Consider the following 26,315-nt stretch of genomic DNA (forward strand, 5'->3'; position numbering starts at 1 on the left):
GCGAGGCCTTGTTGCGCGCGGTCCTGCGCGCGGCGCGGCGCGGCCCCGACGATCCGGCGGTGCTGGCGCTGTTTGATGCGCAGACGCTGCGCGGCAACGCCGCCGCCAAGCGCGCGCTGTGGCCGCAATTGCGCGCGCTGCGGCGCGGGAGCGCGACGAGGTGAGCGCGCAGGCGTCCGAGTTCGACCCGGCCACGGCGCCGGCCGCGCTGCGGCCGATGCGCGAGGACGACCTCGAAGCCGTCCACGCGATCGAGATCCGCGCCTACGAGTTTCCCTGGACTCCGGGCATCTTCCGCGACTGCCTGCGTGCCGATTACCCGGCCTGGGTGTTGTCGGAAGGCGAGCGCATCATCGGCTACTTCCTGATGAGCGTGGCCGCCGGCGAAGCGCACGTGCTCAACGTCTGCGTGGCCCCGGAAGCGCACGGCCACGGCTACGGCCGCAAGCTGTTGCGCGCGCTGGTCCACATCGCCCGCGGACGCGGCGCCGAGCGGGTGTTCCTGGAAGTGCGCCCGTCCAACTCCGGCGCGATCGCGCTGTACCACAACGAAGGGTTCAACGAGATCGGCCGCCGCCCGCGCTACTACCCGGCGCGCGGCGGGCGCGAGGACGCGCTGGTCATGGCGATCGAGTTGTTCGCCGAGGAATAAGCGGCGACGGCGGTCGCGCCGCGCGCGGTTACTGCACCGGTTTCAAGGCCGCCAGGATCGCCGGCTTCAGCGCCCTGATCGCGGCGTCGTCGCTCTGGTCGGCCTCCACGTACAGGCCGCTCAGGAATGCGGTCAGATCGTGGCGACGCCCGAGCCAGCCGGCGTAGTCGGCGCGATCGAGCTTGCCCACCTGCGCCGACAGCGCCGCGAACCAAGCCTCCCATTCGGCCGCCGACAGCAGGCCGCGCTTGGCCGTGAACAACAGCGGCCTGGCCAGGCGTTCGGGTTCGCCGAACACGTAGGCGTGGCCGTCGCGCGGCACCGCCTGGCTCGCGACCGCGGCCAGGATGCGTTGGTACTGCGCGCGTTCCAGCGCCGGATTCAAGCTCAGCTGCATCAGCCAGTCGGCACCGTGGGCGACGCCATGGCGCCAACCTTCGCCCTCGTTGTAGCCGCGGTAGTCGCGCACCGACTCGACATAGGCCGCGGCGCGTTCGACCATCGCCGCTCTTTCCGGTGCGGTCATCCATGGCTTGATCCGGTCGCTGCGCGCGACTTCCGACAGCACCAGAGCCGCGAAGGGTTTGCCGAAGCCTTGCGGGTCTGCGCCGTCGAGCGTTGCGTACAGGGCGCCGCGCAGCGTTCGCAGCGCGTCCGCGCCGAAATCGCCGGCGCGCATCCACTGGCTCAAGGCTTCGAAGGCGACCCCGTCGCGGAGCTCGGGATCGGAAGCGGACAAGCAGCCGATCAGGCCGGTCGCCAACGCCTGTTTGGCCGCTGGATCGGGCAAGGCGAACTGGCGGGCTTTCAACGCTTGCAGGGACGCCGCGGTGTAGCCGGCGGGCGGGCAGCTGCCGGCGAACGCGGGTGCGGCCAACAGGCAGGCTGCGAACAGCAGGACGAGACGCATGGCGTGGGCTTCCCCAGGACGAGAGACCAGCCTAGGTCGCCGCGTCGCAGCGCCGCAAGGGCCGGGATTGCGGATTGGCGCGGGTGGAAGGGCAAGAGCGAGAGCACGCCCTTGGCCCCTTTCCAAAGAGGGATGCGTTGCCGATGACTTGCAGCTCGCGCTCCAGCGACGAATACCCAGCGCGCCTTTCCCCAGGAGGAGGGGACAGGAGATTCAGCTTCTGCCTTTGCCGAAACCGGGACATAAAAAAGCCGTGGCCTAAGCCACGGCTTTGTCTGATCGAGCGGAGCCGGAACGACGCCCGGCTCGCCTCAGCCCAGCTTGGTGCGCTGCGCGGTCAGGCCTTCCAGCTGCAGGTTCCAGTCGACCAGGCGCTTGCGCTCCTGTTCGACCACGGCGGCCGGGGCGTTCTGGACAAAGGTTTCGCTGGCGAGCTTGCCCTGGCATTTGCCGATTTCGCCGGCGACGCGCTTGATCTCCTTATCCAGGCGGATGCGTTCGGCGCCCAGGTCGACCAGGCCTTCGAGCGGCACCAGCAGGGTCAGCTCGCCGACCACGGCCGAGGCCGCGGGCGGCGTGTCGTCGGCGTCGGCGACAAACGCGATGCTGTCGAGGCGATTGAGGAAGCGCAACTGAGAGTCGAAACGCGCGGCGCGGTCGCGGTCGGCGGCATCGCCCTTGGCCAGCAGCAGGCCGACGTTCTTCTGCGGCGGAACGTTGAGTTCGCTGCGCACCTTGCGCAGGGCCGAAACCATCGACTTGAGCCATTCGACGTCGGCTTCGGCCTGGGCGTAGTCGGCGCCGAACTCGCCGGCCTGCGGATACGGACGCAGCATGATCGTGGTCTCGGCGATGCCGAGTTTCGGCGCGACCTGCTGCCACAGCTCTTCGGTGACGAAGGGGATCAGCGGATGCAGCAGAGACAACAGACGCTCCAGCACGTACAGCAAGGTGTGGCGGGTGCTGTCGGCGGCGGCCGCATCGTCGCCCTGCAGGGCCGGCTTGGCCAGCTCGACGAACCAGTCGCAGAACGCGTTCCAGGCGAACTCGTACAGGCTCTGCGCGAGCAGGTCGAAGCGGTAGGCGGCGAAATGGGTTTCGGCTTCGGCCGCGGCCTTGGCCAACTGTGCCAGGATCCAGCGCTCGGCATCGGTCTTCGGCTGCGGCGCTCCGGAGAAGCTCGCCGCTTCGGTGTTCATCAACACGAAGCGGGTCGCGTTCCACAGCTTGTTGCAGAAGTTCTTGTAGCCCTCGGCGCGGCCCAGGTCGAACTTGATGTCGCGGCCGGGGCCGGCCAACGCGGTCATGGTGAAGCGCAGCGCGTCGGCGCCGAAGGCGGCGATGCCGTCGGGAAATTCCTTGCGCGTGGCCTTTTCGATCTTCGGCGCGTCCTGCGGCTTCATCAGGCCGGTGGTGCGCTTGGCGACCAACGCCTCGGCGGTGATGCCGTCGATGATGTCCAGCGGGTCGAGGATATTGCCCTTCGACTTCGACATCTTCTGGCCGTCCTTGTCGCGGACCAGGCCGGTGATGTAGACGTCGCGGAACGGCACGCGGCCGACCAGCTCGTCGGTCATCATGATCATGCGCGCCACCCAGAAGAAGATGATGTCGAACCCGGTCACCAGCACGCTGGTCGGCAGCGCGATGTCGAAGCCGAGTTCGCCCATCTTGTCTTCGTTGGGCCAGCCTTGCGTGCTGAAGGGGAACATGGCCGAGGAGAACCAGGTTTCCAGCACATCCGGGTCTTGAACCAACTCGATCCGATCCTTGATCTTCTCGTAGGTGTCGCGGCCGAGCGAGCTAAGCAGTTTCGCGTGAGCGGCGACTTCGGCGTCCGCTGCGGTCCGAGCGACTATTTCGCCGATCTGCGGCGTGAAATCCGATTCGCCCGAGCGAACGGTCCAGGCGGGGATGCGGTGGCCCCACCAGAGCTGGCGCGAAATCGTCCAGTCCTGGATGTTCTCCAGCCAGTGGCGATAGGTGTTGATCCAGTTCGCCGGGACGAACTTCACCTCGCCCGACTCGACGAGCTCGAGCCCGCGCTGCGCCAAGGCGTCCATCTTCACGAACCACTGGTCGGTCAGATACGGCTCGATCACCTGGCCGCTGCGGTCGCCGCGCGGCACCTGCAGGCGATGAGGGGCGACCTCGATCAGCAACTCGGCGACGTCCAGGTCCGCGACGACCATCTTGCGCGCTTCGAAGCGATCGAGGCCTCGATACGTCGCCGGGATGTACTTCTCGACGATCGCGGCCATGCCCTGTTCGGCGAACAGGGAAAAGTCGTCGGCATACTGATTCTGCTGCGGCGTGCAGGCGCCGGGATCGATCTTGGTGAAGTCCGGGTCGGCGGAGGACAGCACGTGCTTGAGCGCCGTCGGGCCGGACAGCGTCCAGACCGATGCGTCGGGCGCGAAGATATTGATCGACAGCAGCGAATGGCGGAGGCCCACCGCGTAATCGTTGAAGTCGTGGGCGGGCGTGACCTTGACCACGCCGGTGCCGAACTCGCGGTCGACGTAGCTGTCGGTGATCACGGGAATGCGGCGGCCAGTCAACGGCAGATCGACGAACTTGCCGTGGATGGCGGCGTAGCGTTCGTCCTCGGGGTGCACCATCACCGCGGTATCGCCCAGCATCGTTTCCGGGCGGGTGGTGGCGACCACGACGTAATCGCGGATTTCGCGCAGGGTTTCGTTGCCGTCGGCGTCGCGCTCGACGTATTCGTAGCTCGCGCCGTCGGCCAGCGGATAGCGGATCGACCACATGTGGCCGTTCTCTTCCTCGTTGGCCACCTCCAGGTCGGAGATCGCGGTCTTCAGCACCGGGTCCCAGTTGACCAGGCGCTGGCCGCGGTAAATCAGGCCCTTCTCATGCAGGCGCACGAACGCTTCGGTGATCGCATCCGAGGCCATCGGGTCCATGGTGAACACGCTGCGCGACCAATCGCCGCTGGCGCCGAGACGGCGCATCTGGCGCTCGATGGTGCCGCCGGACTGCTGCTTCCAGTCCCAGACCTTTTCGATGAATTTGTCGCGACCCAGCGAGTCGCGGGTCTCGCCCTTGCCTTCGATGGCGAGATTGCGGCCGACCACCATTTCTGTCGCGATGCCGGCATGGTCGGTGCCCATCTGCCACAAGGTGCGATAGCCGCGCATGCGGTGATAGCGGATCAGCGCATCCTGCAGGGTGTGCTGGAAGGCATGGCCCATGTGCAGGGTGCCGGTGACGTTGGGCGGCGGCAGCAGGATCGTATAGGGCTGGCCCTCGCCGCGCGGCTTGAATACGCCGCTGCTCTCCCACTGCTCGTAGAGGCGGGCTTCGAACTGCTTGGGGTCGTAGCTGGGGGCGAGGGACATATCGGCGGGAATCGGGAATGGGGAAAGGAGAATCGTTTAAGGCAACAGCAGAGCAACGCCGGAGATGGGAAGGAGGATGGATGCATCGGGTCTTTACGATTCCCGATTCTCCATTCCCGATTCCCCAACCCCTCACATATCGTGCTTGTTGAGAGTCAGTCCGCGCGCCTGGTATTGCTTCCAGCGTTCGCGCAGCGGGCCGCGCGCGGAGTCGTCGGCGGGCACCACTTCGAGCACGCGGTCGAAACCGTCCTGCACCGCGGCGTCGCGCAGGTTGATCACCAGCGGCCGCAGCGGCGCGTCGGCCTCGGGCGCGGCGATCAGCACGTCGGCCTCTTCCTCGTCGAGATCCGCGCCGGCGATCTGGTGCGGGATATAGGCGTCTTCCCCCATGTCCCACAGCATGTCGTCGAGCGCCTCGGCCTGTTCCGCGTTGCGCGCCAGGATCAGGGTCGGCAGGCCGGCGTCGTGGGCCTTGCGCGCCAGCTCGCAGACCAACCGCAGCGGTTGCTCTTTGAAGCGCGGCGTCTGGATCAGATAAAAGTCAGCGCGGGCCATGGGCGGGTATCAACCGGTATAAGCGGGCGAGCCGCCGAAAACGAAACGCCCCGGCAGGGCGCCGCCGAGGTTCGGGCGTACTCGCCGGGCAGGAGCGGGACGAACGCGCCGCTCGCCTTGAGCCTGCGCCGCGCGGCCGGCGACATCGATCGGATGCCGCCCGCCGGTGCCGCGATCGCCCGCGAGAATCGGCGCATTGCGCTTCATCGTCAGGCGGCGCGCTCGAGCAGCCACTGCGAGAGCAGGCCGACCGGACGGCCGGTGGCGAGACCGCGCTTGCCTTCTTCGTTGGACACGCCGGCGATGTCGAGGTGGGCCCAGCGCTGGCCTTCGGTGAAGCGCGACAGGAAGCAGCCGGCGGTGATCGCCCCGGCCCAGCGGCCGCCGATGTTGTAGACGTCGGCGAAGCTCGATTCGAGCTGGGTCTGGTACTCGTCCCACAGCGGCAGGCGCCAGGCGCGGTCGAAGACCTGCTCGCCGGCGCTGGTCAGCTCGGCGGCGAGGTCGTCGTCCTTGCTCATCAGGCCGGTGGCGAACTTGCCCAGCGCGACCACGCAGGCGCCGGTCAGGGTCGCCACGTCGAGCAGGGCCTTGGGCTCGAAGCGCTGCGCATAGGTCAGCGCGTCGCACAGGATCAGGCGGCCTTCGGCGTCGGTGTTGCCGACTTCGATGGTCTTGCCGGACATGCTGGTCAGCACGTCCGAGGGGCGGTAGGCGTCGGCGTCGGGCATGTTCTCGACCGCCGGCACGATCACCACCAGGTTGATCGGCAACTGCATGCCGACCGCCGAGACGAAGGTGCCGAGTACCGAGGCGGCGCCGCACATGTCGAACTTCATCTCCTCGATGCCGCCCTGGACCTTGAGGTTGATGCCGCCGGTGTCGAAGGTGATGCCCTTGCCGACCAGCACGTAGGGCTTGGCGTCGCCGCCGTTGTCGTACTTGAGCACGATCAGCTTGGGCGGGTTGGCCGAGCCGCGCGCCACCGCGAGCAGCGAGCCCATGCCGAGCGCCTGCATCTGCTCGCGGTCCAGCACTTCGCACGAGGTGGTGTCGAAGCGGCCGGCGAACTCCTGCGCCTGCTCGGCCAGATAGGCCGGATTGCAGATGTTCGGCGGCAGGTTGCCGAGCTCGCGCGCGAACGCGACGCCGGCGGCGATCGCCTGGCCCTGGGCCAGGGCGGTGGCGTCGTCGCCGCGGATCGACAGCTTGCGCAGGCCGGGCTCGTCTTTCTTCTTGCCCAGGGTCGCGGTGTAGCGGTAGCAGGCGTGGTCGGCGGCGATCGCGGCCTGGCGGATCGCCCAGGCGCTGTCGCGGCCGGTCACCGGCTCTTCGCTGAGGGTCAGCAGCGCATGCTCGACCGGGCCGGTCTTGAGCGCGCGCGCGGCGTCGCCGACCGCCTTGAGATACTGGGCGACGCCGAACTTGCCGGCCTCGCCCAGGCCGATCACCAGCACCCGCGTCGCGGTCACGCCGGGCAGGTCGTGTAGCAAAGAGGTCTTGCCGGTCTTGCCGCTGATGTCGCCCCGCTCGAGCAAAGCCGTCAGGCGCCCGCCGCTGACTTCATCCAGCGTTCGCGCGGCAGCCGTCAGGGTCTTGTCGGCGAAGGCGCCTACCACGACGCAATCGGTTTGAGCGGCCGCGAGCGCGTCGCGGTTCAGGTCGAATTCGAGGGTCATCCAACAGATTCCCAGCAGCCAAGAAGAGTTTGTCCGTACAATCGATCGGCTTTGCCGGGCGTCGGTCCGGGGCGTGATGCCCGTGCCGCCGTCCTCGGTCCTCGACCTCGAGCCTCCGGGAATCCCGGAACGCGAGCGGACAGGTCGGCCGTCGAACGAACCCCCGAGTTTAAAGCAAGCCCGCCCGATGCCGAAGCCCGATGCTCAAGCTTGACCGATATCTGACTGGCGAATTCGCCCAGGCCGTCTTCGCGACCCTGGTGGTGTTGCTGATCGTGAGCGTCGGCGGCGCCTTCACCGACGTGCTCGAGGACATCGCCAAGGGCAAGGTCCCGGCCGGGCTGATGCTGCTGCAGCTCGGCTTGGTGCTGATCAAGTGGCTGCCGCTGATCCTGCCGCTGGCGCTGATGCTGGGGTTGATGCTGGGCATCGGCCGGCTCTATCGCGATTCGGAAATGCCGGTGATCGCATCGATCGGCGTGGGCCCGCGCCGGCTGCTCAAGCCCTTGTTGATGGTGGTCGGGCCGATCGTGGCCGTCGTCGCCGCCTGTTCGCTGTGGCTGGGCCCCTGGGCCGACCGCGCCTCGCGCCAGATGATCAACGAAGCCAGCCGCAGCCTGGTCGTGGCCGGCCTGGAGCCGGGCGCCTTCACCGGCCTGCCCAACGACAACGGAGTGATCTACGTCGGCGCGATGTCCAACGACGGCACTCGCTTCGAGCGCATCTTCATCTATCGCAACAAGCCCGACCGCCAGGACGTCACCACCTCCAAGACCGGTCACCTGACCGTGCGCCCGAACGGCGACCGTTATCTGACCCTGGAAGACGGGTTCGAGGTCGAGGGCCCGAAGGACGGCGGCCTCAACTACCGGCTGATGCGCTACGCCAGCAACGACGTGCTGCTGCCGGCCAGCGAGGACCGCTACGACCCGTCCCTGCCCGAGATGATGGCGACCACCGAGTTGTTCGGCGATCCGCGCCGCGAGGCCGCGGCCCAGCTGCATTACCGGATCGCGCCGCCGCTGCTGGCGCTGGCGTTCGCCCTGCTGGCGGTGCCGTTGGCGCGCAGCACCCCGCGCCAGGCCCGCTACGGCAGCGTTTTGATGGGCTTTCTGGCGTATCTGATCGGCAACAACTTCATGATGATGGGCAAGGGCTGGCTGGAAGACGGCAAGATCCCGACCTTCCTCGGCCTGTGGTGGCTGACTTTGCCGCTGTTGGCGGTGGCCGGCTGGCTGTACTTCCGCGACGGCCGCGTCGCCCGCAAGCGGAGCGCGCGATGAAGCCGTTCCCGAAGATTCACGACGTCTACGTCGGCAAGACCGTGCTCGGCACCGTGCTGCTGACCTGGGCGGTGCTGCTGGGCCTGGATTTCATGCTCAGCCTCGTCGGCGAGTTCGGCGACGTCGGCAAGGGCCGCTACGGCCTGATGCAGGCCCTGGCCTACATGGCCATGACCGTGCCGCGCCGCGCTTACGCCCTGTTCCCCTATGCCGCGGTGATCGGCGCGCTGATGGCGCTGGGCCAGCTGGCCTCGACCTCGGAGCTGACCGTGCTGCGCGCGGTCGGCCTGTCCCGGCGGCGCCTGAGCCTGGCCGTGGCCGGTGCGCTGGCGCTGCTGACCCTGCTGATGGTGGTCAACGGCGAGACCCTGGCGCCGGAAGGCCAGCGCCGCGCCGACGCGCTCAAGACCGCGGCCAAGTCCAACAACCAGGTCGTGGCCCAGTATTCCGGGGTCTGGGCGCGCGAGGGCGACGTGATCCTCAGCGCCAGCCAGGGCCAGGAGCGTAGCGAGGGCCAGGACCGCTGGCTGGAGCTGCGCAACGTCAGCCTGTACCAGTTCGGCGAGGACGGACGCCTGGCGTCGCTGGCCTTGGCCAAGATCGCCGAGCACCGCCCGGGCGGCTGGCTGCTGCGCGACGTCACCCGCACCACCTTCCTGGCCAAGTCGGCCGAACAGGTCCATGTCGCCGAAGAGCGCTGGGAGTCCAAGCTCGACAGCGCGGCCTTGATGAGCGGCAGCAACCGTCCGCGCTACCTCAGCGCCAAGGCCCTGCACAAGGCGATCGAGGACCGAGAGCGCAACCGCCTCGATGCGGCCGAATTCGAGGCCTATTACTGGGGCCGCTGGTTCTATCCGCTGAACGTGCTGACCCTATGCCTGGCGGCGATCCCGTTCGCCTTCGGCAGCCTGCGCAGCGGCGGCATGGGCAAGCGCCTGTTCATCGGCATCGTGTTCGCCCTGCTGTTCTGGCAGTTGCAGACCCAGTTCGTCGAACTGGCCAAGGTGTTCCGTTTCGACTTCCGCCTGGCCTATGCCGCGCCGACCGTGGTGATGCTGGCCGTCTCGGCCTACCTGTTCAAACGGCGTTCGGGGTGAATCGAAAGCGCTCGCGAGCCACTGGCTCGCGCTTTCGATGAACGCCCGGCGCGCTGCGCCGGGCCGGGGCCGCAGCTATCAGCTCACGCGTTCTCGCAACGAGGCCCCGCCACTGCTCGCGCTTTCGATGAACACCCGGCGCGCTGCGCCGGGCCGGGGTCGCAGCTCTCAGCTCACGCGTTCTTGCAACGAAGCCGCGGCACTGCCGCGTGGACTGCGTGAACGCCCGGCGCGCTGCGCCGGGCCGGGGCCGCAGCTATCAGCTCACGCGTTCTCGCAACGAGGCCTCGCCACTGGCTCGCGCTTTCGATGAACGCCCGGCGCGCTGCGCCGGGCCGGGCGCGTCGAGTCAGATCGCGATTACCCCAAGGAAGCATCCAGCGGTACTGAGGCCGCGGCTGGAGCCCCTTGGGTGAATCCGACCGGCGCTGTTGCCTTCAGTGGCGCGGTCGCGGCTCACGCCGCTCCCCCCGCGATGGTTCGAGGCTTCGACCAATGACGCGGGCGATGCTGCCTTTGCCTGTCCCTTGGTCGCGGCTCGCGCCGCTCCTACAGTGGTGACGACGTCGGCGCCCACAGTTCCGAGAACTCTGCGGTCTCTTGCCATAAGCCTTTACAAACCCTGGCGCCCGCCGCTCCCACAGTGGTAGCGAAGCCCGGCGTCCGCAGCTTTGCCGGACTCCGCACCGCCATCACTTCGCCCGCTTGGGCAAGCGCTGCATCCGTGTACCGCTGGCGCGGTCGTGCCAGGCCAGGCGGTCGCGATCGAACCAGGCCCACCAGAAGCCCAGGCCGAGCGCGGCCAGCGACAGGGTGCCGACCGCATACCGGAGCCACAGCGCGCGCCATGGCGGCGCCGCGCCATCGGCGCCGGTCACGCGCAGGCGCCAGGGGCGCATGCCCAGGGTCTGCCCGCCGCGGCGCCAGCTCAGCGTCGCGTAACCGCCGGCGATCAGCCAGCACACGAACCACAGCGCCCACTGCAGCGCGCTGAACGGCTCGATGTTTTCGCGCTGTCCGTGCCCGGACAAGGTGTAGGCGACGGTGAACACCGCACTCGCCACCAGCCACAGCGCCGCGGCCGGCCAAAAATCGTAGAACAACGCCAGCAGGCGCCAACCGACCAAGGCGGCCGGCTTGGTGGGTGCGGAGTCGGTGGCAGGAGTGTCGTTCGAGCTCATCGCATCAGGATATAGGCTGCCGGACCGCCTGCTAAGCTGCGGCGATGAGTGCCGCCACCCCCGCCGAACGCCGCAGCCAGGCGATGGCCCTGCCGCCGCTGGGCGACGCCGACGATGCGGCGATCAAGTCCTTTCTCGACACGATCTGGGCCGAGAACGGCCTCGCCCAGCAGACCCTCGACAGCTACCGCCGCGATCTCGAAGGGCTGGCGCGCTGGCGCGCCGGCATCGCCGATGCCGACCGCTCGGCCTTGTTCGACTATCTGGCCTGGCGCACCCGCGAAGGCTATTCTCCGCGCAGCAACGCCCGCCTGCTGTCGGCGCTGCGCGCGTTCTATGCCTATCGCCTGCGCCGCGGCGAGCGCAGCGACGACCCCACCGCCTTGCTGGCGCCGCCGAAACTGCCGCGCTCCTTGCCCAAGGCCCTGGCCGAAAGCCAGATCGAAGCCTTGCTGGCCGCTCCGGTCGTCGACGAACCACTGGGATTGCGCGACCGCGCCATGCTCGAGTTGATGTACGCCTCCGGCCTGCGGGTGAGCGAACTGGTCAATCTGCCGTCGACCGCGGTCAACCTGCGCCAGGGCGTGCTGCGGGTCACCGGCAAGGGCAGCAAGGAACGGCTGGTGCCGCTAGGCGAAGAGGCCCAGCACTGGCTCGAGCGCTATCTGGCCCAATCGCGCCCGCAGTTGGCCGGCAAACGCGCGCTCGCGCCGTTGTTCCTGACCGCGAGCGGCGAGGCCCCGAGCCGGCAAGAGTTCTGGCATTTGGTCAAGCGTTATGCCGCCGTCGCCGGCATCGACCCGTCCAAGATCAGCCCGCACGGCCTGCGCCACAGCTTCGCCACCCACCTGCTCAACCACGGCGCCGACCTGCGCGCCCTGCAGATGCTGCTCGGCCACAGTTCCCTGTCGACCACCCAGATCTACACCCTGGTGGCGCGCGAACAACTGAAACGCCTCCACGCCCAACATCATCCGAGGGGGTGAAGAGCAGCGCTTAGGCGGCACTGCCGCCTGCTGCTCTGAACGCCCGGCGCCCCTGCGCCGGGCCGGGGCACGTCCCGTCGGATCGCGAGCAGCCCAACGAAGCGGCCGGCGGCACTGCCGCCTGCTGCTCTGAACGCCCGGCGCCCCTGTGCCGGGCCGGGGCACGTCCCGTCAGATCGCGAGCACCTCAACGAAGCGGCCGGCGGCACTGCCGCCTGCTGCTCTGAACGCCCGGCGCCCCTGCGCCGGGCCGGGGCACGTCCCGTCAGATCGCGAGCACCCCAACGAAGCGGCCGGCGGCATTGCCGCCTGCTGCTCTGAACGCCCGGCGCCCCTGTGCCGGGCCGGGGCACGTCCCGTCAGATCGCGAGCACCCCAACGAAGCGGCCGGCGGCACTGCCGCATCGCGTGGGGCCTGACTGAACCCGGCCGGCGCCGCTGACCGTAGTTACGGGTCGCGGCTCGCGCCGCTCCTACAGGGGAAGGCGCGCGGCGGGGTCTTCGTTTGAGCGAGCTTCGGCGGCGATCGCGACTCGCGCCGCTCCCACCCTAGGCCCGGGCGCGTCTCGGCCGACCACACCCCCAAACCGCGACTCCCATCGCCACTTCGCCGCGTGACTGCGGTTCCGGATCCGCGCTCGCGCGGCCGGCCGTGCCACAATCGGCAGAACCTATTCCTCGTCGAGCGGTCCAAGACCCCGACCTCAGAACGCCAAGGATTCGATTGATGAAGCGCATCATTTTCGCCGTGCTCGGCGCGATCAGCCTGTCCGCCTGTGCCCAGGCGCCGCAGGGCGCCGCCGCCAAGAGCGATCCGGCCGCCCCCGCCAAGACCACGGCCGCCGCCAAGGGCTCGGCGCCGCAGGTCAAGGCCGGCAGCGCCGATGCGCTGGCCGTCGAGGCCATCCGCCAGCTCAACCCCAACGTCAGCATCGACAAGGTCGGCCCCTCGCCGGTGCCGGGCTTCCGCGAGGCGCTGGCCCAGGGCCAGGTCGTGTACGTCAGCGACGACGGCCGCTATCTGTTCCTGCCGGGCTCGGGCGGCGCGCTGTTCGACACCCAGGCCAAGAAGAACCTCAGCGAAAACAGCCTCGCCGGCATGCGCAAGGACCTGCTGAAGACCATCCCGGCCAGCGAGCGCATCGTCTTCGCTCCGGCCAATCCGAAGCACACGGTGACGATCTTCACCGACGTCGAATGCGGCTATTGCCGCAAGCTGCACAGCGAGATCGCCGAGTACAACCGCCAGGGCATCGCGGTCGAGTACCTGGCCTTCCCGCGCATGGGCATCGGCAGCGAGGATTACAAGAAGATGGTTTCGGTGTGGTGCGCGGTCGACCGCCGCAAGGCCCTGACCGACGCCAAGAGCGAGCAGACCATACCGAACAAGGACTGCAAGAACACCGTGACCATGCAGTACAACGTCGGCCAGCGCGTCGGCCTGACCGGTACGCCGATGATCCTGACCTCCGAGGGCATCCAGCTCGGCGGCTACGTGCCGCCGGCGCAGCTGCGCGAGGCGCTGGACAAGATCGCCGCCGAATCCAAGCCGGCCGCCTCGGGCGCCAAGCCGACCGCGGCCGTCGCCGTGCCGACCGGCGGGCTCTGAGCAAGACCCCGCGCCCGGCTTCCCGGCCGGGTTCGACCGCATCGCCGCCCACTGGGCGGCGATGTCGTTTCCGGGACAGCGTTTCGCGATCGGCCGGGCCGGCCCGAAGGCGGAACCGGCGGCGGCCGGGAATGGCAACGGCACCCCAGCGCGCCGAGGCAGGGGCCCGCCGACTCCCCCATGGCCCGGTCGCGGCCTGGCTAAAGGCAAAGCCGAAGCTCGCTGGCGGTTTTGGATACAATACCGGGCCCTGCGTTGCACGGTTCCCCGGACATGATCGTCCTCGAGGGCCATTCGGCCCTGTCTTCGTTCCGCCGCGAGCGTCTCCAAGCTCGACTGTCCGCCCTTCATCCGAGTATCCGCCTGCTCGATGCCTGGCCCGTCTACTGGGTCGAACCCGAGCCCGGCGCCGCGCCCGACGACGCGACCCTGCGCCGCATCCTCCAGGCCGAACCGCATGAAGCCGCCCGCACCGATGCGGCCGTCTCGCGCTACGTGACCCCGCGCCTGGGCACCCTGTCGCCGTGGGCGAGCAAGGCCACCGAGTTGCTGCGCGGGGCCGGCCAGCCGGTCAAGCGCGTCGAGCGCGGCACCCGCTACGACCTGGAAGGCTGGCCGAGCGACGCCGCCACCCAGGGCGCGCTGGCCAAGGTCCTGCACGACCCGATGACCCAGTCGCTGCTCGAAGCGCGCGACGATGCGGCGGCATTGTTCGCCGTGCCGGCGCGCGGCGAGCTCGAACGCATTCCCCTCGACGAACTCGAATCGGCCAACGGCCGGCTCGGGCTGGCCCTGGCCGAGGACGAGATCGGCTATCTGCGCGAGCGTTACGCCGCGCTCGGCCGCACCCCGTCCGACGTCGAACTGATGATGTTCGCGCAGGCCAACTCCGAGCATTGCCGGCACAAGATCTTCAACGCCTCGTGGACGCTCGAAGGCCGTGAACAGCCGCAGTCGCTGTTCAAGATGATCAAGAACACCCACGCGCAGACGCCCGAAAACACCCTGTCGGCGTACAGCGACAACGCCGCGGTGGTCGAAGGCTATCCGGCGCGGCGTTTCCGCCCGCAGCCCGGCAGCCAGGCTTATGCGGCCGAAGCGCAGGTGCCCTCGGCGTTCTGCATCAAGGTCGAAACCCATAACCACCCGACCGCGATCGCGCCGTTCCCGGGCGCCAGCACCGGCAACGGCGGCGAGATCCGCGACGAAGGCGCGACCGGGCGCGGTGGCCGTCCCAAGGCCGGCCTGTGCGGTTTCAGCGTTTCGCACCTGCGCATCCCGACCCTGCCGCAGCCGTGGGAAGGCGAGCGCACGCTCAATCCGCGCATGGCGCCGGCCCTGGAAATCATGCTCGACGGCCCGCTCGGCGCGGCCGCGTTCAACAACGAATTCGGCCGTCCGAACCTGGTCGGTTATTTCCGCAGCTTCGAGCTGGCCGAGGGCGAGACCGGCAACGCCAGCCTCGCCCGCGCCTACGACAAGCCGATCATGCTGGCCGGCGGCCTCGGCGCGATCGACCGGGTCCAGGTCGCCAAGCTCGGCCTGAAGCCGGGCCATGCGGTGATCGTGCTCGGCGGCCCGGCGATGCTGATCGGTCTCGGCGGCGGCGCCGCCAGTTCGGTCGCTTCCGGCGACAGCGCCGAAGCGCTCGATTTCGCCAGCGTCCAGCGCGACAACCCGGAAATGGAGCGTCGCTGCCAGGAAGTGATCGACCGTTGCGTCGCACTCGGCGAAGCCAATCCGATCGACAGCGCGCACGATGTCGGCGCCGGCGGTCTGTCCAACGCCATCCCCGAGCTGCTGCACGATTCCGGCCTCGGCGGCGTGATCGACCTGGCCAAGGTGCCGAGCGACGATCCCTCGCTGTCGCCGATGCAGCTGTGGTGCAACGAATCGCAGGAACGCTACGTGCTCGGCCTGCCGGCCGACCGCGTCGCCGACTTCGCCGCGATCTGCGAGCGCGAGCGCTGCCCCTTCGCCGTGGTCGGTTATGCGACCGCGGAAGAGCGCCTGGTGGTCGGCTATGGCGCGACGGTCGAGACGGTGTATGGCGATAACCGCATCGTCGATGCCGATTGGCCTATCGATTTGCCGATGGACCTGCTGTTCGGCAAGCCGCCGAAGATGCACCGCGACACCCGTTATCCCGCCGACGCGCCGTGGCCGGCGCTGCAGTGGGACGGACTCGACCTGCGCGAGGCCGGCTTGCGCGTGCTCGCGCATCCGACCGTCGCGGCCAAGAACTTCCTCATCACCATCGGCGACCGCACTGTCGGCGGCCTGGTCGCGCGCGACCAGATGATCGGCCCCTGGCAGCTGCCGCTGGCCGATTGCGCGATCACCTTGTCGGACTTCGACGGTTACGTCGGCGAAGCGATGTCGATCGGCGAACGCACGCCGCTGGCCCTGCTCGATGCCGCCGCCGCCGCGCGCATGGCGGTCGGCGAGGCGATCACCAACCTGTGCGCCGCGCCGGTGGAATCGCTCAACCGCATCAAGCTGTCGGCCAACTGGATGGCGGCCGCATCGCATCCGGGCGAAGACGCGCTGCTGTTCGACGCGGTCAAGGCGGTCGGCCTGGAATTGTGCCCGGAACTCGAACTGAGCATCCCGGTCGGCAAGGATTCGCTGTCGATGCAGGCGCAGTGGCTCGGGACCCGGGACTCGGAACTCGGGACTCGCGCAGGGCAGGCGGATGAAGGGCAGGACGGAGACGCGGCTGTTGCGAGTCCCGTCATGCACAAGTCGGTCTCGCCGGTGTCCTTGATCGTCAGCGCGTTCGCCCCGGTGGTCGACGTGCGCCAGCAACTGACCCCGCTGCTGTCGCGCGACCCCGACAGCGAGCTGTGGCTGATCGGCCTCGGCGCCGGCAAGCAGCGCCTCGGCGGCTCGGTGCTGGCCCAGTGCCATCCCGACGCCGGCCGCGACGGCGGCCTGCCGGCCTTCGCCGGCGTGCCGGGCGAGGGCGCGCGCCACGAAACCGGCGTGCCCGATCTCGACAGTCCGCAGCGCCTGCGCGATTTCTTCGAGCTGATCCGCGACGCGCGCGAAGCCGGCCTGCTGCTGGCGTATCACGACCGCAGCGACGGCGGCGCCTTCGCCGCGCTGTCGGAAATGGCGTTCTGCTCGCGCCTGGGTCTCGACATCAGCCTCGACGGCTGGGGCGAGGATCCGTTCCGCACCCTGTTCAACGAAGAGCTCGGCGCGATCGTGCAGATCGCCGACGAGGACCGCGCCGAGTTCGCCGACCTGATCGCCCGCCACGGCCTGATCGATTGCGCGCAGCGCATCGCCAAGCCGACCACGGCCGCCGCGGTGCGGGTCAAGGAAGACGGCAAGGTCCTGGTCGAATGGCGTTGGGACGAGCTGTTCGATGCCTGGTGGTCGACCAGCCATGCGCTGCAGAAGCTGCGCGACAACCCCGAATGCGCCGACGAAGAGCGTGCGATCGCGCGCGACTTCAATGCGCCGGGCCTCAAGCCGAAGCTGAGCTTCGACACCGCCGAAGACGTCGCCGCTCCCTTCATCAACACCGGGGTGCGGCCGAAGGTCGCGATCCTGCGCGAGCAGGGCGTCAACGGCCAGATCGAAATGGCCGCGGCCTTCGACCGCGCCGGCTTCGAAGCCTTCGACGTGCACATGAGCGACCTGATCAATGGCCGCTTCCAGCTCGAGGACTTCAAGGGCTTCGCCGCCTGCGGCGGTTTCAGCTACGGCGACGTGCTCGGCGCGGGACGCGGCTGGGCCACCAGCATCCTCGAACGCAGCGCCCTGCGCGACGCCTTCGCCGCGTTCTTCGCCCGCGAAGACAGCTTCTCGCTCGGCGTCTGCAACGGTTGCCAGATGCTGGCCCAGCTCAAGCCGATCGTGCCCGGCGCCGAGCATTGGCCGGTGTTCTTGCGCAACCGCAGCGAGCAGTTCGAAGCGCGCCTGGGCCTGCTCGAAGTGGCCGAGTCGCCGTCGCTGTTCTTCCGCGGCATGGCCGGCTCGCGCATCCCGGTCGCGGTCGCCCATGGCGAAGGCCGGGCCCGCTTCGCCAGCAACCTCGACCAGACCGCGGCCAACGTCTCGCTGCGCTACATCGACGGCGACGGCCGCGTCGCCGACCGCTACCCGCTCAACCCGAACGGCTCGCCCGACGGCATCGCCGGCCTGACCAGCAGCGACGGTCGCGCCACGATCCTGATGCCGCACCCCGAGCGCACCCTGCGCAACGCCAACTTCAGCTGGTCGCCGCGCGACTGGAGCGGCGACTCGCCGTGGCTGCGCATGTTCCGCAATGCGCGGGTGTGGGTGGGGTAGGCGAGGGTCGATCGACACGCTGACCGATGACGACGAAACGGGCGCCGATGGCGCCCTTTTGTTTTCGTTGTCGTTGCGTCGCTGTCAGTGCGGTGGCAGGTTTGCCGGTGTAGATTCGAAGGCGGTCGCATGCGAATCATGCGGGTTCGAAGGGGCGCGTCAGCGCCGGACACCGGAAGGGTAAGTGAGCAAGTTCACCTACGACGATATCGTTCGAGTCGCAGAGGCCGCGGATGGACCGTTGCGGCCCGGAAGTATCGGCTGGGTGGTAGGAGTGTTCGAGGACAGACCGCCCGGCGCTCACTTCTCGCGATTTCCGCCGGGTGTCGTCTATACGGTGGAGTACGAAGACGGGGCGGCGAACGAAATTCACGAGAGCTGGTTGGAGGCCGTGCCGGCAGACTGACCGGCGACAGGCCGAGGCTTGCTGCCACGGCCCTTCGAAGCGAATGCAGCTCTTTACTTCGCCAGCTAGCACAGCACCACGGCACCGGCATGCCCGGCCAATGGCGTCCGCGCGAACAAAATGTGACTGATCTTTCAGTCCGTAACTGCCCCTGTTCATGAATCCGAAGTCCTGCGACTCGGGCCGGGCATCGTCACTCTAGCTTCGACGACTGTGCTTCATTCACCGTCGGCTACCCGGCCGGATCCGGGCTGGTCGAGACGGCGAACGAAACTGCTAAAGTCGGGGAATCACGCGCAGGAGGGTGACGTGAACGCAGTAGCCACATCCAACGAACCGACCGCCCAGGCAGTACCGGCGGGCGGGGACGCCCAGGCCACGGTCGATCTCCGTATCGTCGACGCCCTGCTGGCGAAGGGTCGCCTCAAGGAGGCCGACCTCGCGCGCGCGCGCCGGCTCCAGGAGGAAACCGGCGGCAGCCTGCTCGCGTTGCTGGCGCGGCTCGGGCTGGTGTCCGAGCGCGATCACGCCGAAACCGTGGCCGCGGCGCTCGAGTTGCCCCTGGTCAGCATCAAGGACGCGCCCGAGCTGCCGCCCGAAGGGGTGGCGCTGACGCCCAAGTTCATGAAGCAGTTCGCGGTCTGCCCGGTCGGCGAGGGCGAGCACCACGTCGACGTGCTCATGGCCGATCCGCAGGACCTCTACCAGCTCGACGCCCTGCGTCTGGCGACCCAGCGCGAGGTCCGTCCCTACGTGGCCCTGCGCTCGGAGGTCGGCGACCTGGTCGAGCGCTGGTACGGCCAGGGCCGCAGTGCGATGGGTGCGATCGTCGAGACCGCGGAAGGCGAGGGCGCGGGCGATCTCGACGACGTCGAGCACCTGCGCGACCTGGCTTCGGAAGCGCCGGTGATCCGGCTGGTCAACCTGGTGATCCAGCGCGCGGTGGAGTTGCGCGCCTCGGACATCCATATCGAGCCGTTCGAGAACCGCCTGAAGGTGCGCTACCGCGTCGACGGTGTGCTGGCCGAGGGCGAAAGCCCGCCGGCCAACCTCACCGCGGCGGTGATCAGCCGCATCAAGATCATGGCCAAGCTCAACATCGCTGAGCGCCGCCTGCCGCAGGACGGCCGCATCATGTTGCGGGTGCAGGGCAAGGAGCTCGACCTGCGCGTCAGCACCGTGCCGACCGCGCACGGCGAATCGGTGGTGATGCGACTGCTCGACCGCGAGACGGTCGTGTTCGATTTCTACAAGCTCGGCTTCACCGACGAGTTCCTCCCGCAGTTCCAGAAGGTGCTCGACCAGCCGCACGGCATCATGCTGGTGACCGGTCCGACCGGTTCGGGCAAGACCACCACCTTGTATACGGCGCTGAGCAAGCTCAACACCAGCGACGTCAAGATCATCACCGTCGAAGACCCGGTCGAGTACCAGATCGAGGGCATCAACCAGATCCAGGCCAAGCCGCAGATCGGCCTCGACTTCGCCCATGCGCTGCGTTCGATCGTCCGCCAGGACCCGGACATCATCATGATCGGCGAAATGCGCGACCTGGAGACCTGCCGCATCGCGATCCAGTCGGCGCTGACCGGCCACCTGGTGCTCAGCACCCTGCACACCAACAACGCCGCCGGCGGCATCACCCGGCTGCTCGACATGGGCGTCGAGGATTACCTGCTGACCTCGACGATCAACGGCATCCTGGCCCAGCGCCTGGTGCGCCGCCTCGAGCCGACCCATGCCGAGAAATACCTCGCCTCGCCCGAGGAAATCGAAAAGTTCAACCTGCGCCGCTACCAGCCCGAGGGCGACATCTACCTGTTCCGCCCGCGCGGTTCGGCGCTGGCGCCGAGCGGTTACCACGGCCGCACCACGATCATGGAATTCCTCGTCATGAACGACGAACTGCGCCGCGCGGTGATGCGTCACGCCGGCATGGGCGAGATCGAGCAGATCGCGCGCGAAAGCGCCGGCATGCGCACCATGTACGAGGACGGCATCGTCAAGGCGCTCGCCGGCCAGACCACGATCGAGGAAGTGTTGCGGGTGACTGAGGATGCATAAGCGCTGGAGCGGCGGGACTCGGGACTCGGGACTTGGGACTCGCAAGAGCCCGATTCGCGTGCGCCCCCGCCCGCCGCTGCGATCCTGAGTTCGATCCCGAGTCCCGAGTCCCCATGCCTCTTTTCCACTACAAAGCCCTGAATGCGCGCGGCGAGCTGCTCGATGGCCAGATGGAGGCCGCGAGCGGTACCGAGGTCGTGCAGCGTCTGCAGGAGCAGGGGCATTTGCCGGTCGAGGCCAAGCTGGCCTCGGAAGCGGGGGCGTCGTCGTCGTGGAAGGCCTTGTTCAAGCCCAAGCCCTTCACCGGGGCGCGGCTGGTGCAGTTCACCCAGCAGTTGTCGACCCTGCTCGGCGCCGGCCAGCCGCTGGACCGCGCGCTGACCATCCTGCTCGACCTGCCCGAGGACGACACCGCCAGGAGCACGGTCGCCGACATCCGCGATGCGGTGCGCGGCGGCACGTCGCTGTCGGTCGCGCTGGAGCGCCAGCACGGCACCTTCTCGCGCCTGTACATCAACATGGTCCGGGCCGGCGAGGCCGGCGGCAACCTGCACGAAACCCTGTCGCGGCTCGACGACTATCTCGAACGCAGCCGCGTGCTGCAGGGCCGGGTCATCAATGCGCTGATCTATCCGGCGATCCTGATGGTCATGGTCGGCGCGAGCCTGCTGTTCCTGCTCGGCTACGTGGTGCCGCAGTTCGGCGCGATGTACGAAAGCCTCGACGCCGAGCTGCCGATGTTCACCCAGGTGGTGCTGTGGCTCGGCCTGTTCGTGCGCGACTGGTGGATCGTTTTGGTCGCGATTCCCGCGGTCGGCTTTCTCTGGTTCGACCGCAAGCGCCGCGATCCCGCGTTCCGCGAGGCGCTCGACGCCTGGCTGCTCAAGCGCAAGTTCGTCGGCCCGCTGATCGGCAAGATCGAGACCGCGCGCCTGGCGCGCACCTTGGGCACCCTGGTGCGCAACGGCGTGCCCTTGATGACCGCGATCGGCATCGGCCGCAACGTGCTCAACAACCGTGTCCTCGCCGCCGACGTCGATGCCGCCGGCGAAGACGTCAAGAACGGCGTCGCGCTGTCGACCGCGCTCGGCAAGGGCAAGCGCTTCCCGCGCCTGGCCCTGCAGATGATCCAGGTCGGCGAGGAGTCCGGCGCGCTCGATGCGATGCTGATGAAGACCGCCGAGACCTTCGAACAGGACACCGGCATGGCCCTGGACCGCATGCTCGCCGCCCTCGTCCCGGTGGTGACGGTGGTGCTGGCCGGCATCGTCGCCACGGTCGTGATGGCGGTGCTGCTGCCGCTGTACGACCTCACCAATGCGATCGGTTGAGCACGGCGGTGTCGGTACCGGCCTGCCGTCGTCGCGGACCGCCCGTTCATGCCGCGCGCTTGAACGCCGGCTGTACCGGCAGCCGATTCGCGCGAACTTTCGCCGATCGGCGCGGAACAGAATCCTATGCAGTCCCTCGGATGCGAGCGACGGCTTCGACCCCCTTGCCTTGTCCCGGCCGTTGAAGCACAACCTCTGTCCAGAACCCACCACTATGGATGATCACTGAGATGCGCAATCCCCGTTCGATTACCCGTTCCCCGTCCCCGGCCGGCCAGCGCGGTATGAGCCTGATCGAGATCATCATCGTGATCGTGCTGATCGGCGCAGTGCTCGCCTTCGTCGGCAACCGCGTGCTCGGCGGCAAGGACCGAGGCGACTACAACCTCGCCAAGGGCCAGGTGCAGACCCTCGCCGGCAAGATCGACTCGTTCCAGATGGACACCGGCCGCCTGCCGGGTTCGCTCGAGGAACTGGTCAAGCAGCCGGCCGACGCCAACGGTTGGCTGGGGCCGTACGCCAAGGAAACCGAGCTGAAGGACCCCTGGGGCCACGCGATCGAGTACCGCCAGCCGGGCGAAAGCGGTCCCTACGATCTGGTCAGCTACGGCAAGGACGGAAAGGCCGGCGGCAGCAGCGTCGACGGCGACATCAAGAACAACTGAGTAAGCGCCTGCGATGACACGCCTGCGGCACAGGCCCTCCGCCGGAGGGCGGGGGGACCGGGCCGGGGCGAACGCCGTCCGGTGCGCTCCTGCGTGCGCCATGCGAGCGAGTCGCGCCAGCGGCCCGTCGCGGCCGGCTTCGATGCGCGGCATGTCGTTGCTGGAAATGCTGTTGGTGATCGCCCTGATCGCGGCGATCGGCGTGTTGACCGTCGGCATGATGAGCGGCGGCATGAGCGGCATGCAGCTGCGCTCGGCGTCCAAGGAAATCGCTTCGCAACTGCGCTATACCCGCAGCCAGGCGATCTCGACCGGGCGCTCGCAGACATTCACCATCGACCCGGCCGCGCGCACCTGGACCGCACCGAACGGGCGCAAGGGGGATATTCCCAAGGCGGTCGGCGTGACCTTCACCGGCGCGCGCGAACTGCAGCCGCGCCGCGGCGAGGGCGCGATCCTGTTCTTCGCCGACGGCGCCTCCACCGGCGGGCGGATCAAGCTCAACGTCAAGCAGGCGGCCTGGAACGTCGATGTCGCCTGGTTGACCGGCGAGGTCAAGCTCAAGCGCGGCGAGGCGCCGCGATGAAAGCGCCCGTGTGCGCATCGATGCCCATGCGCCTGCGGCGTCCGCTCTCGCAACGCCGCGAGCGCGGCTACACCTTGCTGGAAGTGATCGTCGCCTTCGCCTTGCTGGCGATGGCGTTGTCCTTGTTGCTCGGCACCTTGTCGGGCGCGACGCGCCAGGTGCGCTGGTCCAGCGATGCCGGCCGCGCCGCGCTGTACGCGCAATCGCTGATGGACCAGGTCGGGGTCGGGCAACCGCTCAAGCCAGGCCAACGCAGCGGCGAGTTCGAGAACGGCCGCTATCGCTGGACCCTCGGCGTGGCGCCGTGGCGCGATCCGATGCCCGCCTCGTCGCAGCCGATCGATCCCAATGCGATGCGCATGTTCGAGGTCCAGCTGGCGGTGGAGTGGGGCGAGGGCGGCGGCGGTCGCCGCTTGCTGCTGCGCACCCTGCGCACCGCGGCGGCTTCCAACGAGGTGCAGTTCTGATGGCGCGCATGGCTGGTCCGACGAGGGCGGTGCGCGGCACCGCTTCGCCTCGCCGCGCACGCGGTTTCACTCTGATCGAAGTGCTGCTGGCGATGGTGTTGCTGGTGGCCGGCTTGACCCTCGCGTTCGCCACTCTGTCGGCGGCGACCAAGACCGCTTCGCGCGGCGAGGCCCTGGCCCAGCGCAGCGAGCGCGAACGCGCGGTCGAGGGGTTCCTGCGCAAGCGCATCGCCGCGACCCGGCCGATTCCATTCGCGTTCGACCAGAGCACCGCGGTGCCGCAACGCTTCGTCGGCGAGCCCGACCGCCTGCGTTTCGTCGCCGACCTGCCCGATTACCTGGGCCAGGGCGGACCGTATCTGCACGACTTCGTGATCGAGGGCGATGGCGATCAGGCCCGCATCCTGCTGTCCTTGTCGATGGTGCTGGCCGGCGAAACCATCAAGGAGGCACGCGAGCGTCCGCCCGAGTTGCTGGTCGAGGGCCTGAAGTCGGCGCGCTTCCGTTATCGCTCGATGGATCCGCAACGCGGCGAACTCGGAGAGTGGCAGGAGCGCTGGCAGACGCCGGAGCAACTGCCCTTGTTCGTCGAAGTCACATTGACCGACCGCGACGGCCGCGCCTGGCCGCCGCTGGTGGTGGCCCTGCCGCTCGCCAGCGCGACGGCCGGCGGCTTCGTGCCGGAGTTGTGATGCGGACGATCCGAGCCAGCAGGACGGCAGCAGACGGCATCGCGCGGCGCGCGGCGCAGCGGGCGGTATGCGTCGAAAAACCTCGCGATGCGACGATCGCGTCTCGACGATCGCGCGGTGCGGCGCTTCTTCTGGTGCTGTGGGTAATCGCCTTGTTGACTGCGCTGATTGGCGCATTCGCATTGTCGGCGCGCACCGAGAACCTGCAGGGGCGGGTGCTGGTGCGCGGCCTGGTCGCGCAGAACGCCGCGCGCGCCGGGCTCGAATACGCGATGACGCGGGTGGCGATGACCGACCCGAAGCTGCAATGGCAACCCGACGGACGCCCGAACCCGTGGCGCTTCGGCGAAGCCAGGCTCGAGATCAAGATCGTCGACGAGAACGGCAAGGTCGACCTCAATCAAGGCGATGCCGCCTTGCTGACCGCGTTGATCCAGGGCGTGGGCAAGATCGAGCAGGGCGAGGCGGCGCGCTTGGCCGCGGCGATCCTCGACTGGCGCGACGCCGATACCCTGACCCAACCCGCGGGCGGCGCCGAAGACGCCGACTATGCCTCCGCCGGCCGCCCCTACGGCGCCAAGGACGCCGAGTTCGAAAGCGTTGCGGAGCTGGAACAGGTGCTGGGCATGACGCCGGCGCTGTATGCCAAGATCGAGCCTCTGGTCACGGTTTACAGCGGGCGCACGCGGCCGGAACCGGCTTTCGCGGCGAAGGAAGTACTCGATGCTATGGGGATGAACGGTGCTCAGCTGGTCGAGCAACGGCGCAGAACGCAGCCCGGGTCACAGTTGACGGGCTCGCAAGTCGGCGGCGAACTCGCCGGTCTCGTCGGCGAACGCAGCGGCACCTATAGTATCGACAGCCATGCACGGCTAGCGGATGGCCGTGAATCGGTATTGCGAGTGGTTGTGCGTGCAGGGGGGAGTTCCGTTCCCGGAATGGCCTATACACCGCTGCGTTGGGAGGAGGGAGCTTCGTCACGATGAACTCGCACGTTGCCGAAAGCCGGTTGGGGGAAAACCGGTTCAGACGTTTGAGCGCGCGCTTCGCACCCGGAGCGGGCGGCTTCTTTTCGTGGTGGGGGCGCACCCTGGCCTCGTGGCTGCCGTTGCGCATGCGCCAGGCCCTGGGCGTGGATCGCGGCCGCCTGCTGTTGCAGGTCGACGGCGACAGCGTGCGCCTGCGCCTGCAGCAGGCCAACGAAGTGCGCGACCTGGCGGTGCTGCCGAGCCTGGCCGACCTGAATGCACCGGCCGGCGCCGTCGTCGCCGATCCGCTGGCGCCGTTGCTGCCGCCGCGCGTCGGCGACCTGCCGCGCTGGCTGCTGTTGCCGCCGGCCGCGAGCCTGCGCCGCCGCTTGACCCTGCCGGCCGCCGCGGCCGAACGCCTGCGCGATGTGGTCGGCTTCGAGATCGACCGCCAGACCCCTTTCACCGCCGATGCCGTCGCCTACGACGCGCGCGTGCTGGCCCGCCGCGACAGCGACGGGCAGCTCGACGCCGAACTGGTGGCGGTGCCGCGCCAATCGCTGGACCCGCAGCTCGCCGCGATCGGCCCGCTCGCTTCGACCCTGTCGGGGATCGAGGTCGCCGGCGCCGACGGCGTGCCGCTCGGGGTCAACCTGTTGCCGCCATCGCAGCGCCGCACCCGCAGCGACCCCTTCCGTTACTGGAACCTGGCCCTGGCCGCGGTCGCCGTGTTCGCGCTCGCCGCGGCGATGTGGCAAGTGCTCGAGAACCGCCGCGAGGCCAGCCGCAGCCTGCAGCAGACCATCGCCAAGAACGCCAACGCCGCGCGCCAGGCCGCGACCCAGCGCCAGTTGCTGGTCGACCTGATCGACGGCCAGGCCTTCCTCGACCGCACCCGCGCCGCGCGCCCCAGCACGGTCGAAGTGATCGACGAACTCAGCCGCCGGCTGCCCGATTCGACCTATCTGGAGAAGCTCGCGATCGAGGACGAGAGCCTGTTGATGATCGGCCTGAGCCGCGAGGCGTCGTCGCTGATCGGCAAGCTGCAGGGCACCAAGCTGTGGCGCTCGCCGGCGCTGACCGGCGCGGTCCAGCCCGACCCGGCGACCAGCCGCGACCGTTTCACCCTGACCGCCGAGATCGGCCCGCCGAAGCAGCAGACCCCGGAGGCCGCGCGTGAGCAGTAATTGGCGCACCTGGGCCGCCGACCGAGAGCGCTGGCTCGCGCTGGGCCTGTTGCTGGCCGCGCTGGCGATCGCCTATGCGGTGCTGGTCCATCCGTGGTGGACGGTGCCGATGATGGAGGCCGGCGAACAGATCGACCGCCTGCAGGAGCGCGAACTGCGCCAGCGCATGGAGCTCAAGCAGGCGCCGCAGATCAGCCTGCGCCTGGAGGAAGTACGCAAGCTGCAGGCCAGCCGCCCCGGCTTCCTGCCCGAGGCCACCGCCGAACTCGCCACCGCCGGCCTGGTCCAACGCCTGGAGACGGTGGTGCTGGAGGCCAGCCCCGGCAACCG

The 26,315-nt window shown here is 68.8% G+C and carries 22 protein-coding genes and 1 pseudogene; 17 read left to right on the top strand and 6 right to left on the bottom strand.

Annotated features, from left to right (window positions below; all coding sequences use genetic code 11):
- Window positions 1-164 (top strand): annotated as a pseudogene (locus ACSAMQ_RS13715) (alanine acetyltransferase); the annotation flags it as partial.
- A 53-nt stretch (window positions 165-217) separates the two neighbouring features.
- Entirely contained in the window at window positions 218-652 is a 435-nt protein-coding gene (rimI, locus tag ACSAMQ_RS13720; RefSeq protein WP_435396201.1) for a ribosomal protein S18-alanine N-acetyltransferase, read from the top strand.
- A 28-nt stretch (window positions 653-680) separates the two neighbouring features.
- On the opposite strand, the gene ACSAMQ_RS13725 is transcribed toward rimI, so the two are convergent.
- The 5 genes from ACSAMQ_RS13725 to ACSAMQ_RS13745 form a co-directional block, all read right to left on the bottom strand.
- A complete protein-coding gene (locus ACSAMQ_RS13725; protein ID WP_435396182.1) occupies window positions 681-1,562 on the bottom strand; it encodes a DUF2785 domain-containing protein in 882 nt (293 codons plus the stop codon).
- 311 nt (window positions 1,563-1,873) lie between these two features.
- Window positions 1,874-4,924, bottom strand: coding sequence for a valine--tRNA ligase (locus ACSAMQ_RS13730; protein ID WP_435396183.1), 3,051 nt, complete (start codon window positions 4,922-4,924; stop codon window positions 1,874-1,876).
- Window positions 4,925-5,056: 132 nt separating this feature from the next.
- Entirely contained in the window at window positions 5,057-5,482 is a 426-nt protein-coding gene (locus ACSAMQ_RS13735; RefSeq protein WP_435396184.1) for a DNA polymerase III subunit chi, read from the bottom strand.
- A gap of 9 nt (window positions 5,483-5,491) precedes the next feature.
- Complete coding sequence (locus tag ACSAMQ_RS13740) at window positions 5,492-5,689, bottom strand: hypothetical protein (protein WP_435396185.1); 198 nt, start codon at window positions 5,687-5,689, stop codon at window positions 5,492-5,494.
- Between the two features lie 2 nt (window positions 5,690-5,691).
- Window positions 5,692-7,161: a leucyl aminopeptidase gene (locus ACSAMQ_RS13745; RefSeq protein WP_435396186.1), complete on the bottom strand. Its 1,470-nt coding sequence runs from the start codon at window positions 7,159-7,161 to the stop codon at window positions 5,692-5,694.
- Between the two features lie 200 nt (window positions 7,162-7,361).
- On the opposite strand from ACSAMQ_RS13745, the gene lptF reads away from it, so the two are divergent.
- Window positions 7,362-8,444: an LPS export ABC transporter permease LptF gene (gene lptF, locus ACSAMQ_RS13750; protein ID WP_435396187.1), complete on the top strand. Its 1,083-nt coding sequence runs from the start codon at window positions 7,362-7,364 to the stop codon at window positions 8,442-8,444.
- The gene (lptG, locus tag ACSAMQ_RS13755) at window positions 8,441-9,541 is read left to right on the top strand and encodes an LPS export ABC transporter permease LptG (protein WP_435396188.1); all 1,101 of its coding nucleotides are present in this window, start codon (window positions 8,441-8,443) and stop codon (window positions 9,539-9,541) included. The genes lptF and lptG overlap by 4 nt, the downstream gene beginning before the upstream one ends.
- Window positions 9,542-10,233: 692 nt before the next feature.
- Here lptG and ACSAMQ_RS13760 read toward each other — a convergent pair.
- Entirely contained in the window at window positions 10,234-10,722 is a 489-nt protein-coding gene (locus tag ACSAMQ_RS13760; protein ID WP_435396189.1) for an RDD family protein, read from the bottom strand.
- Window positions 10,723-10,766: 44 nt separating this feature from the next.
- On the opposite strand from ACSAMQ_RS13760, the gene xerD reads away from it, so the two are divergent.
- From xerD to gspM, 13 genes are all read left to right on the top strand, one after another.
- Entirely contained in the window at window positions 10,767-11,708 is a 942-nt protein-coding gene (xerD, locus tag ACSAMQ_RS13765) for a site-specific tyrosine recombinase XerD (RefSeq protein WP_435396190.1), read from the top strand.
- A 727-nt stretch (window positions 11,709-12,435) separates the two neighbouring features.
- Entirely contained in the window at window positions 12,436-13,317 is an 882-nt protein-coding gene (locus tag ACSAMQ_RS13770) for a DsbC family protein (protein ID WP_435396191.1), read from the top strand.
- A 273-nt stretch (window positions 13,318-13,590) separates the two neighbouring features.
- On the top strand, window positions 13,591-17,619 hold the full coding sequence (gene purL / locus ACSAMQ_RS13775) for a phosphoribosylformylglycinamidine synthase (protein ID WP_435396192.1): 4,029 nt from the start codon (window positions 13,591-13,593) through the stop codon (window positions 17,617-17,619).
- Between the two features lie 184 nt (window positions 17,620-17,803).
- Window positions 17,804-18,025: a hypothetical protein gene (locus tag ACSAMQ_RS13780; protein WP_435396193.1), complete on the top strand. Its 222-nt coding sequence runs from the start codon at window positions 17,804-17,806 to the stop codon at window positions 18,023-18,025.
- 393 nt (window positions 18,026-18,418) lie between these two features.
- Window positions 18,419-20,089 carry a type II secretion system ATPase GspE gene (gene gspE / locus ACSAMQ_RS13785; protein WP_435396202.1) on the top strand — a complete coding sequence of 557 codons (1,671 nt, stop codon included), beginning with the start codon at window positions 18,419-18,421 and terminating at the stop codon, window positions 20,087-20,089.
- 113 nt (window positions 20,090-20,202) lie between these two features.
- Window positions 20,203-21,420 carry a type II secretion system protein XpsF gene (gene xpsF / locus ACSAMQ_RS13790; RefSeq protein WP_435396194.1) on the top strand — a complete coding sequence of 406 codons (1,218 nt, stop codon included), beginning with the start codon at window positions 20,203-20,205 and terminating at the stop codon, window positions 21,418-21,420.
- A 230-nt stretch (window positions 21,421-21,650) separates the two neighbouring features.
- Window positions 21,651-22,085, top strand: a complete 435-nt coding sequence (gene gspG / locus ACSAMQ_RS13795; protein ID WP_057916903.1) for a type II secretion system major pseudopilin GspG — start codon at window positions 21,651-21,653, stop codon at window positions 22,083-22,085.
- 100 nt (window positions 22,086-22,185) lie between these two features.
- Window positions 22,186-22,671 (top strand): type II secretion system protein XpsH, encoded by a 486-nt coding sequence (gene xpsH, locus ACSAMQ_RS13800; RefSeq protein ID WP_435396195.1) that lies wholly within the window; start codon window positions 22,186-22,188, stop codon window positions 22,669-22,671.
- A 26-nt stretch (window positions 22,672-22,697) separates the two neighbouring features.
- The gene (gene xpsI / locus ACSAMQ_RS13805; RefSeq protein ID WP_435396196.1) at window positions 22,698-23,138 is read left to right on the top strand and encodes a type II secretion system protein XpsI; all 441 of its coding nucleotides are present in this window, start codon (window positions 22,698-22,700) and stop codon (window positions 23,136-23,138) included.
- An 8-nt stretch (window positions 23,139-23,146) separates the two neighbouring features.
- On the top strand, window positions 23,147-23,830 hold the full coding sequence (locus ACSAMQ_RS13810; RefSeq protein ID WP_435396197.1) for a prepilin-type N-terminal cleavage/methylation domain-containing protein: 684 nt from the start codon (window positions 23,147-23,149) through the stop codon (window positions 23,828-23,830).
- Window positions 23,830-24,816, top strand: coding sequence for a general secretion pathway protein GspK (locus tag ACSAMQ_RS13815; protein WP_435396198.1), 987 nt, complete (start codon window positions 23,830-23,832; stop codon window positions 24,814-24,816). The genes ACSAMQ_RS13810 and ACSAMQ_RS13815 overlap by 1 nt, the downstream gene beginning before the upstream one ends.
- Window positions 24,813-25,985: a PilN domain-containing protein gene (locus ACSAMQ_RS13820; protein ID WP_435396199.1), complete on the top strand. Its 1,173-nt coding sequence runs from the start codon at window positions 24,813-24,815 to the stop codon at window positions 25,983-25,985. The genes ACSAMQ_RS13815 and ACSAMQ_RS13820 overlap by 4 nt, the downstream gene beginning before the upstream one ends.
- Window positions 25,975-26,315: type II secretion system protein GspM (gene gspM, locus ACSAMQ_RS13825; protein ID WP_435396200.1), on the top strand; the 341-nt coding region annotated here is incomplete at its 3' end. The genes ACSAMQ_RS13820 and gspM, both read left to right, overlap by 11 nt.

It is taken from the genome of Lysobacter sp. 1R34A (assembly GCF_051217035.1).
GTDB lineage: Bacteria > Pseudomonadota > Gammaproteobacteria > Xanthomonadales > Xanthomonadaceae > Lysobacter.